The sequence below is a fragment of the Chitinophagales bacterium genome (assembly GCA_019638515.1).
Taxonomy (GTDB): domain Bacteria; phylum Bacteroidota; class Bacteroidia; order Chitinophagales; family LD1; genus UBA7692.
Window position 1 is genome coordinate 139,730 of sequence record JAHBTS010000006.1, and the last position, 6,571, is coordinate 146,300.

A 6,571-nucleotide genomic window follows, 5' to 3' on the forward strand; every position below is an offset into this window, starting at 1 on the left:
GTGTGGGAAGGTAACTAAATGTTTTAGAAACCACATATAAAAAACTGCAATCATAAATGCCTATAAAACTACATACCGCCTTTAGTTAGCTTGCCAAGTTGCAGCAGTGAGCTTCTTAACATTTCCGGTTTTTGCGTACCCAGTAAGAGCCTGCGTCCTCCATCATACACCAGTTGTAAACCCTGATTGCCTGCAACATTAAATGCTTGACCTTTTCCTAAAATACCAATGCGCAATCCCCAACCCCCGTATTCGCCAATTGGACTGTATGTGCGCACATACGCTTCGGAAATTCTATTCCATGGAATCGTTTTTTCGATTCTAAAAAACGGATAAAAGCGATAATGCACACCAGTTTCATCAATAGCTGTTTCAAGGCGGGCAAAAGCTATGCAAACAGAAATAGCCAATACCATTAAAGTAAGCGCTGCCAACACTCCGTTATTGGTAGGATTATCTCCAAAAACTTTCCCTAAAAAAACTTGGGTGATAAATCCGTAAATAAAAAAGCCATTTATACCAATAAGCAAAAGCCAAAGCCAAACCTGCTTAAAACGCTGCTGTTCGCTAAAATAAATGCGGCCTTGCATGTGTTCTTTGTGCTTCTACGAGGTCATGTATTCAATTGTAATAAGGCGAAATCATTAAGTACACTATTACGCCCGTAATGCTTACATAGAGCCAAATTGGGAAAGTAATTCTCGCTATTTTTTTATGCATATTGAATTCACCTGTAAGCCCTCTGTACACCGTTAATAAAATAAATGGCAAAATGATTCCTGCCAAAATAATATGTGTAATGAGTATAAAAAGATAGAAGTACTTAACTGCGCCTACGCCTCCATACACCGTACTTCCACTTAGTAAATGGTGTGCTATGTACGACACCAAAAACAGCACCGACAGTACCATTGCTGCCAGCATTGCCTTTTTATGCAGCGTATATTTTTTTTGCTTCACAAATACCAAAGCGGCAATTAGCAATACCGAAACCATAGAATTAATAACAGCATTGATGGCAGCAAATACATGTACATCGAACCCAACTTCTACTTGCAGGTGTACCTTTTTAAGCATCACTACGGCAGCAAATACAATAACAGATAATATACCAATAAGCGCATAAGCCAAGGCATCATTTTTTTGAATAGTAGGTTGCAGCATTCCAATAGAATTTATGGGTGCGAAGAAGCATGAAATTTAATGCAGAACAACAAAAATGATGTGAAAGTTCTTCATTTCACAATTTGGTTGTAAAGTTTCGGTTTTGGGTTCTGTTTCATAATTATATTTTTAAAACCATGAATAAACTTCTCATCGCACTTTTACTTTCATTTTCTATTGCTACTGCACAAAACGTAGCCTTATTTTCTACCGAGCCGCAACAATTTGTTCGCGACCTCGATGGCTTTATGAATGCCAACAAACTACCCGATTGCAAAGAAGCTACTGAGGCATTTCAAAAAGCTGTAAAAGATGGTGTAATTACCGAGCAGCAGTTAAAATTTATAGCCGCTACCGCCAATGTAATGCGCGAAAAAAACTTCCCGGCTTCGCCACAATTTAGCAACTATATAAATGCTATTGTGGCATTTGCACGCAGCGGCAAACCCGAAAGTATTTTTAATGATTGGGACGAAGTTTGCGACCAAATGCTGCGCAACTTAAAGCGTGGCGAAAACAGCAGCTACACCAAGTTCTTAGAATTTTCAAAAGTTTATTTTGAACAAAATCTTCTCCACAAAACACAAAACAAAGCATGGAAAGTAGATGCCGCAGAATGTAAGTTGGAATACACCGATGGCAAGCCTCGCCTAAAAATTCCTGCCACGCGTTTTTATGGTTTTCTTTCTACCGATACCATACAAATTTACAACACACAAGGTTACTACTATCCGGTAGAAAATAAATTTGAAGGCAAGGGCGGGAAAGCCGATTGGAAGCGTTCCAGCCAAGATGTAAACAAAGTATTTGTTACCCTTAAAAACTATGTGGTAGATTTAAGCACATACGGTTACACTATCGACTCTGCCATATTCACCAACAGTTATTATTTAAAACGCGTATTGCCCGGCAAATTCACCGATAAACTTATTCCCAATAACGACACTACAAAATCCGACTATCCGCGTTTTGAATCGTACGAAACCGATATTGTACTCAACCAAGTAGCGCCCAACGTAAACTACTTTGGAGGCTTCAACTTTTGGGGAACCAAAGTGGTGGGCTACAACTCCAATGGCGAAAGTGCAGGCTTCGATTTCTATACACGCGATGGTAAAACATTGGCCATGCGTGCCCGCTCAAAAGACATTCTCATTATTCGCGATAAAGAGCTGGGCGCCAGCAATGCCGAAATAGTAATATTCTTTGGAAAGGACTCTATTTTTCACCCATCGGTAAACTTAAACTACCGTGTAGATAGACGCGAAATGCGCCTATTCCGTGGCGAAAATGCCATTGGTCGCTCACGCTTTATAGATTCTTACCACCAGTTTGAATTTGAAACCGATGCGCTTATATGGAACTTAGACTCCTCACGCATGCAAATGAAAATTCTTACAGGCGTTGGAAAAAATGCAGCCAATTTTGAAAGCACCAATTACTTTAACAAAGATCGCATCCGCCAAATTCAAGGCGTATCGGCATACGAGCCACTGGCACTCATTTACCAACTTCAAAAACAAAAAGGAACCGATGAAATTGCAGCCATAGATATTGCCAAGAAAATAGACCCCAAACTCACCGAAGTTCAAATAAAAAGTTTACTCTATAAATTAGTAGAAAACGGCTTTATTATTTACAACGAAAAAGCAGGTCTTGTACGCTTGAGCGAAAAACTTTCTAAGTATGTTTTAGCAAATGCAAAAAAGGTAGATTACGATTACCTGCGCATGCGCTCTATTGCACCCGATGGTATAGATTACCTCGATTTAAAAACTGCCGATATGCAACTGCGCGGTGTAGGTTTAATTCCAATTAGCGACACTGCCAATGTAACCTTCTTTCCTACCAAAAAAACTGTAGATATTCTGAAAGACAGAAACATGAAATTCGATGGAACCATTATTGCAGGAAGAATAGACTTAGCCGGAAAAGAAAACAAATTCGTGTACGATACCTTTGTGGTGAATATGCAAAAAGTGGATTCGCTTATGATGTATATTCCCGATGGCGATAAACTAGACGAAGAAGGCAAACCAATGCTAAAACCATTGCGTTCCAAATTAGAAAACTTATCGGCTCGTTTAGAAGTAGATGCGCCTATCAATAAATCTGGTCGCTCGCGTCTGCATCAGTTTCCGCGCATTACCACTAAAGGTTCTTCGTATGTTTATTACGAAGATTCTACCACAAACAAAGCAGCTTACAGCAAAAAAGACTTCTTCTTTCAGGTAGAACCTTTCCAAATAGACAGCTTAAACAATTTGGAACCTACCGTACTTGATTTTAAAGGAAAATTAGTGAGTGGCGGTATATTCCCCGATATTTCCGAAAACCTAAAATTGCAAGACGATCTTTCACTCGGCTTTAAAACAGAAGCACCGCCAAGCGGCTTGGCACTGTTTAAAGACAAAGGAAACTATAAAGGAAAAATAGAGTTAGACTACAATGGCTTAAAAGGCGATGGCGTTATTACACACAGCACCGCAGCCTTCACTTCTTCTGCTATTCGGTTCTATCCAGATTCGGTACTGGCACAAACCGATTCTTTTACCATTGCTGCTACCGATAAAGGTGTAATGACTCCCGATGTGCAATCTACCAAAGTAGATATTTTCTGGAAGAGCAAAGTAGATAGCATGTATGCTAAAATGACCGAAACACCCTTTGCCATGTATGGAAAATCTACACAGCTAAAAGGGGAATTACTGCTTACGCAGCAAGGACTTTTCGGCAATGGAACTCTAGACTGGAGCGAAGCAAATCTTATTTCGCAAGGCTTCTATTTTAAAACCAGACATTTAGGAGCCGATACTGCCGAACTACGCATAAAAACACCCGATGGAAGCGGTACAGCATTCCTTTCGCCCAATGTAAAAGCAAAAGTAGATTTCGATAAGCGCGAAGGAAATTTCAACAATAACCTAGTAGGTGTTCCCACAGAGTTTGCCTATAACCAATACAACACCTTTATACCCAATTTTAGATGGGATATAGACAAACACATCCTAGAGTTTAAATCGCCAGAAGGCAGCAAGGGCGAGCAATTCAACTCGCTCAACAAAGCACAAAAAGGACTTAACTTTATTGCCAAACGCGCCACTTACGATTTGCTAAACTCCATTCTTACCGTAGAGCAAATTCCTGAAATTATTGTTGCCGATTCGCGTATAATTCCCGATTCAGGGAAAGTAGTTATTGAAGCCGATGCCAAAATGCGCACACTTCATAATGCTACCATTATTTCCGATACCATCAGCGGCACACACAAAATATCTAAAGCCACATTAGACATTATTAGCAAGGCAGAACTAAAAGGAAGTGGCGAATACAAATACAGCACCATCAACACACCGGAGCAAACCATTGTATTCGATGACATCAGCGTAAAAAGAACCACCTCCGGCAAACGCGGAAAAGACGAAGAATTTCACCTTTCATCTAAAGGCCCCATAAACGAAGACGCCCAATTTATACTCTATCCAAACGTAAATTTTGTGGGCGAAGCAAGCATGTATTCACAAAACCCATACATGATTTTTAAAGGCACTGCCAAAGTGCATTACAAAACAGCCAATGTAGAAGCAGCAGAATTTTCGTTTGAAGACACCATAAACCCAAAACAGCTTTTAATACATTACAAACCCGACACCAAAGACGCTACCGGCACACCTGTAATTGCCGGCATCAGTTGCGCCAAATCTGCCGAAGAAATTCACCTTTATTCTAACCTGCTCAACATAAAAGAAAACCTTACCGACCCAACACTCTTTAAAGCCGATGGCATTCTGTATCACGATACAAAAACAAACGAATACGCCTTTGGTAACAAAGAAAAAATTGTAGATGGCGCACTTAAAGGAAACGTATTGCGCTTCAACGATGAAAAAGGAATAATTACTGCCGAAGGCGATTTCGATCTTGGCCTAAAAATTTCGCCACTAAAAGTGCGCATGGTGGGCGATGTAGAAAACGATTTAAACAAAGGCACGTTCAACTTCAACACTACATTGGGAATAGACCTGCGCACCACAAAAGACATAGACGAAAAACTCGCCAAGTTTTTGTATGACGACAACGTAGATTTAAATGATGTAACTTACGAAACCGACCGCGCCAAAAAACAATTCTACCAACTGTGCGAAGACAAAAAAGACGATGCCGTTTTAAAAGAATTTGAACGCACCGCCACCTTTAAGCGCCCCAAAGAATTTACACACCACTTAGTTTTCTCCAACCTAAATTTAGTATTCGATAAAGTAGATGGCACACTACGCAGCATCGGAAAAATAGGACTGGCAATGGTGGGCGAAAAAGCCATCAACAAAAAGCTAGACGGATCCATAGAAATGAGTTTTGTGCCGGGCGATGAACATATTTACATCTATTTGCGCACCGGTGTGGGCGAATGGTTTTTTATGGAATACAAAAATGGCGTATATGGTCTTTTAAGTTCCTACGATGTATTTGCAACACAAGTTGGCGCACTAATGCCTAGCGGAAAAAATATAATTAAAGACGATAAAGGCACTTCGTTTTATCGCTTTGTAATTGGCAATGCTGCCAACCAAGCAGATTTTGTAGATCGCATGAGAGAAAAGAAAATTGCCGCAGGTGAAAAAGTAGATGAAGCCCCACGACCCCGTCCAAAACCGGTAGCACCTCCTACCTCTGCACCTCCCGCAGATGAGCAAGAAAAATCTACACCGGAAATCATGCCTTCAAAAAACAAAAAACAAACTGAAACTGACGGAGAAACAACACCTCCCGTACAAGAAGAGACTCCTGCACAAGAACAGAAAAAGCCTGCAGGAAGAAGGCAAAAATATTCGCGTGAAGTACAAGAAACACCTACAGCACAACCAGAAACCACACCTACACCGGAAAGCCCTAAGCAAGAAGATGCAGCACCTGCCGAAGAAGTAAAACCTAAAGAAGAAGCTAAACCTGCCGGCAGAAGGCAAAAGTATTCTCGCGAAGTTCAAGAAGATAGCAGTGCTCCGCAAGCCGCACCACAACAAGAATCCGGCACACCAGCCCCTACCGAAACCGCACCACAGCAGGAAGTTACTCCTGCTGCAACCGATGGAGTAAAAGTTGAAGATGTTCCTTCCGATGAAGGTGGAAAGAAAAAGAAGAAAAAAGGAAAAGATAAAACCGAAGAAACTCCCGAAACAGAATAAGTAAACTTACTGTTTTAAACCTATGCAAAGGAGGCTGTTTATTTTAACCAGTCTCCTTTTTGTTTTCTCAACTGTGCCAACTCCATACTTAACAATTGCTGCATTAACATTTAATATCCACTCTTTTACTAAAAGAAAATAAACAAAGTGCTCTATATTTTGAATGTATGAATTGCATGAAGTATGCTTTGTGCTTATGCAATAACCTTTAATATACTAAACAT

General features: G+C 40.4%; 3 protein-coding genes. 1 reads left to right on the forward strand and 2 read right to left on the reverse strand.

Annotated elements, in window-relative coordinates:
- Window positions 1-68 precede the first annotated feature (68 nt).
- Window positions 69-590, reverse strand: coding sequence for a hypothetical protein (locus tag KF872_10995; protein MBX2904067.1), 522 nt, complete (start codon window positions 588-590; stop codon window positions 69-71).
- A 31-nt stretch (window positions 591-621) separates the two neighbouring features.
- Window positions 622-1,164 (reverse strand): DUF420 domain-containing protein, encoded by a 543-nt coding sequence (locus tag KF872_11000; GenBank protein ID MBX2904068.1) that lies wholly within the window; start codon window positions 1,162-1,164, stop codon window positions 622-624.
- 137 nt (window positions 1,165-1,301) lie between these two features.
- On the opposite strand from KF872_11000, the gene KF872_11005 reads away from it, so the two are divergent.
- Window positions 1,302-6,347 carry a brain acid soluble protein 1 gene (locus KF872_11005; protein ID MBX2904069.1) on the forward strand — a complete coding sequence of 1,682 codons (5,046 nt, stop codon included), beginning with the start codon at window positions 1,302-1,304 and terminating at the stop codon, window positions 6,345-6,347.
- The last annotated feature ends 224 nt before the right edge of the window (window positions 6,348-6,571 follow it).